Consider the following 249-nt stretch of genomic DNA (forward strand, 5'->3'; position numbering starts at 1 on the left):
TGCATGTTCCACCGCCTCAAGCGCTTCCGCGCCGTGGCCACCCGCTACGAGAAGACCGCCACCAACTACCTGGCGGTCCTCCACCTGGCCTGCATGATGCTTTGGCTTAATTAGGGACACCCCCTAGTACGACTTGGTCACATCAAGAATGCGTGAGGGTGGGCGGACTGTTCCCCCTGCATGACACCGACGCAACTGAAGCGGTTGGAGGGGGAGCTGGAGAGCTTCCTCGAGTCGATGTTCTCGGGC

Annotated in this window: 1 pseudogene; it reads left to right on the forward strand. The window is 61.0% G+C overall.

The window, feature by feature from the left end:
• Positions 1 to 114: pseudogene (locus tag D7Y15_RS44000) on the forward strand (IS5/IS1182 family transposase); the annotation flags it as partial.
• Between the last annotated feature and the right edge of the window lie 135 nt (positions 115 to 249).

This window comes from Corallococcus sp. AB030 (assembly GCF_003668965.1).
Classification (GTDB): Bacteria; Myxococcota; Myxococcia; order Myxococcales; family Myxococcaceae; genus Corallococcus; species Corallococcus exiguus.